At 72.4% G+C, this 2,920-nt stretch carries 5 protein-coding genes; all 5 read left to right on the top strand.

Features of this window, described 5'->3' with window-relative positions:
• A partial coding sequence (locus tag ACTIDRAF_RS29070; protein WP_157163053.1) for an AAA family ATPase occupies window positions 1-472 on the top strand: 472 nt, incomplete at its 5' end.
• 211 nt (window positions 473-683) lie between these two features.
• Window positions 684-1,058 (top strand): DUF4267 domain-containing protein, encoded by a 375-nt coding sequence (locus ACTIDRAF_RS0215220; protein ID WP_016699588.1) that lies wholly within the window; start codon window positions 684-686, stop codon window positions 1,056-1,058.
• A complete protein-coding gene (locus ACTIDRAF_RS0215215; RefSeq protein WP_016699587.1) occupies window positions 1,055-1,639 on the top strand; it encodes a TetR/AcrR family transcriptional regulator in 585 nt (194 codons plus the stop codon). Before ACTIDRAF_RS0215220 ends, ACTIDRAF_RS0215215 begins: the two co-directional genes overlap by 4 nt.
• Window positions 1,640-1,714: 75 nt before the next feature.
• Window positions 1,715-2,002, top strand: a complete 288-nt coding sequence (locus tag ACTIDRAF_RS0215210) for a MoaD/ThiS family protein (RefSeq protein WP_016699586.1) — start codon at window positions 1,715-1,717, stop codon at window positions 2,000-2,002.
• A 477-nt stretch (window positions 2,003-2,479) separates the two neighbouring features.
• Window positions 2,480-2,920, top strand: a 441-nt coding sequence (locus ACTIDRAF_RS29065; protein ID WP_016699585.1) for a transglycosylase family protein, incomplete at its 3' end; no start/stop codon positions are given.

The following is a 2,920-nucleotide window of genomic DNA, read 5'->3' as shown; positions in this document are numbered from 1 at the left end:
GGGTGGGCGGGCGTTGCCCTGGGTGGACCCCGCGCTGTTCGCCGAGTTGATGCTCAGCTGGGAGCTGCGCTCCTACCGGGCGGCGGTGGAGCAGGCGGGACCGGTCTACTTCGACCGCGGCGCACCGGACGTCCTCGGGTACCTGCGGCTGTCGGGCCTGCGGGTGCCGCCGCACGTGGAGCGGGCCGCGCGCGAGGTCACCTACCACCGCCTGGTGTTCGTGACGCCGTACTGGCCGGAGGTCTTCCACCACGACGCGGAGCGGCGGCAGGACCACGCGGAGGCGGAGCGGACCTGCGAGGTGATGCTGGCGGTGTACCGCGAACTCGGCTACGAGACGGTGCTCGTCCCGAGGGGGACGCCCGCCGAGCGCGCCGACTTCGTCGTGGAACGCACCGCCGGCCAGCGGCCGGTGCCCCGCGAGCCGGTCGGGCGCGGGGAGGGGGCCGTGCCGCCACCGGTGGTCTCCTGACCGGGTCTCGTGACCGGTCGGCGGTTCCAGGCCACCGGCACCGTGGCATGCCGGCGCCGACCCGTTCGGGGGACGACGTCCGACGTCGGCGCCGTTCCGCCACCCGCCGGGTCACTGGCGGGCACGACCACCGCCCGGCAACGACCTGGCCGGGCACCAGTGGGTGGTACTGTCAGCGATAGATTTTCTTTCACTGGCAGATCGGAGTCGCGTGGTCACCGCTGGCGTCACCATCGCAGTCCTCTCGGGGCTCGCCATCCTCACGATCGGCGCCCTCTACCTCCTGGCGCCACAGCGGACGGCGGCGAGCTTCGGCCTCCCCTCCATACCGGCGGGGAGGGACGTCGCCTGGTTGCGCGTCAAGGGTGTCCGCGACCTCGCCACCGGTGTCGTCGCCTGCGCGTTGCTGCTCACGGCCCCGACCACCACCCTGGGGTGGGCCGTCGCCGCCTTCTCGATCGTTCCCGCCGGCGACGCGGTGACGGTGCTCCGCTCCGACGGACGACGGAGCGCCGCCTACGGGATCCACGGGGCGACGGCCGTGCTCATGCTCGTCTCCGCCGGCTTCCTGCTGAGCGCGGCATGAGGGACCAGGAGCGCTCGACCCCGACGGACCCGAAGGAGCGCCGCCGCCTCGCCCGCCGCCACGAGATCATGGACGTGGCCCTGGCGATCGCCGAACGGGAGGGCTGGGAGGCGGTGACGACCCGGCGGGTCGCCCGGTCGATCGACTACAGCCAACCCGTCATCTACCAGCACTTCTCCAGCCGGGACGACCTCATCGCGGCGATCGCCCGCCGGGGCTTCAACACCCTCACCGGGGAGGTCGAGAGCGTCGCGCGAGCCGGGGACGCCCGCCCCTTCGAGGAGCTGTGCCGCCGTTACGTCGCGTTCGGCCGCCGCCACCCCCGCCTGTACGAGGTGATGTTCGGCGCGCCCACGACCCTGGCCTTCGCGACCGCCGACACCCCGGAGGAACTCCGGCGGACGTTCCTCACCCTGCGGGAGCTCGTCGCCCGGGGGCACCCGGCGGAGGACGCGGACGGCGCGACCGAGTTCTTCTGGGCCTGTTGTCACGGCCTCGTCTCCCTGCTCCTCGCGGGCCGGATCCCCGGGACCCGGGTGGAGGAGCACGTGCGCCGGGTCGGCCACCTGCTCGGTGGGTGAGGAACGCGCGCCGCGCACCCTCCTCGCCCCGACCTCGCGGCGGCCGAGGACCGGGCGCCAGGGAGGATGCGGAGGATGAGCCACGAAACGTCGCCGCCCGAGGGCGGGAACCACATCGTCGTGCGCTACTTCGCGGGCGCCGGGGCCGCCGCCGGCACGGGCCAGGAGTCCCTACCGCTCCCGGACGGCGAGCCGACGGTGGCGGCAGTGCTGGCGATGGTGAGCGCCCGGCACGGGGAACGGCTGGACCGGGTGCTGCGCGGGTGCAGCTTCCTCCTCGACGGCGTCGCGGTGCGTGACCGGAACACGCCGATCACGGCCGGAAGTGAGCTGGACGTCCTGCCGCCGTTCGCCGGTGGGTGAGCCGATTCGTTGACCCTCCGCATCGGCACTTCCCCCACACGAACTTCACATCTTCACCCCTTTGGGGGCAATCACCGTCCGTCTACCCGCCAATTGCCTACTGTGAGCAAGGAACGTGAGCCAGGACTCACGCGCCGTGATCGATATCAGGAAGGACACGGGGGGATAACGGCCCGCTGACCAGGCACGATGCCCGCATCGACAAACCCCCCTCCGTGTTACTGTGACGAGCGTCACCATTGATAGGGTTTGGGATTTGTCCGGCGCTTACGTAGCGTCGCCTCTCGGTCGCCCCGAACGGCCATGACAACCGAGGAGTCCGCCGCGCCGAACCCTGTCCAGCGGGCTCCCCACCCCCGAACCACAGAGCCGGACAGGGACTCAGAAAGCCAGGGCGCATCCAGCGCCAGGCCGGACAGGAAACCGCCCCGCACGAGCGGGACCGGGTTCCAGCAGGCGCGGGTAGGAGAGAGGGACATGTCTCGCTACCAAGGCAAGCACCGCAAGGCTTCCGCTACCAGCCGCACCTTCGCCCGGATCGCCGTCGCCGGCGCGATCGTCGGTGCCCCGCTGGCCATGGCCGGAACCGCGCAGGCCGCTGACTGGGACACGCTCGCGCAGTGCGAGAGCAGCGGAGACTGGAGCATCAACACCGGCAACGGCTACTACGGCGGTGTGCAGTTCTCCCCGACCACCTGGGTCGAGTTCGGCGGCACCGAGTACGCCCCGATGGCTCACCAGGCGACCCGCGAGCAGCAGATCGCGGTCGCCGAGCGGGTGCTCGCGGTCCAGGGCCCCAACGCCTGGCCGGCGTGCAGCGCCAAGACCGGCTGGCACCTCCAGGAGGGCGCGCCCGTCGCCGCTCCTGAGCCCGCCCCCGAGCCCGTCGCCGCCGAGGAGCCGGCTCCCGCGCCGGAG

The organism is Actinoalloteichus spitiensis RMV-1378, from assembly GCF_000239155.1.
GTDB lineage: Bacteria > Actinomycetota > Actinomycetes > Mycobacteriales > Pseudonocardiaceae > Actinoalloteichus_B > Actinoalloteichus_B spitiensis.
The sequence above is the reverse complement of the archived record's forward strand: the minus strand, read 5'-3'. Positions and strand labels throughout refer to the sequence as shown.

Bases quoted from the DNA above. Each gene is read 5' to 3' on its own strand.
- ACTIDRAF_RS0215215 (WP_016699587.1), top strand. From the start codon at position 1,055: ATGAGGGACCAGGAGCGCTCGACCCCGACGGACCCGAAGGAGCGCCGC.
- ACTIDRAF_RS0215210 (WP_016699586.1), top strand. From the start codon at position 1,715: ATGAGCCACGAAACGTCGCCGCCCGAGGGCGGGAACCACATCGTCGTG.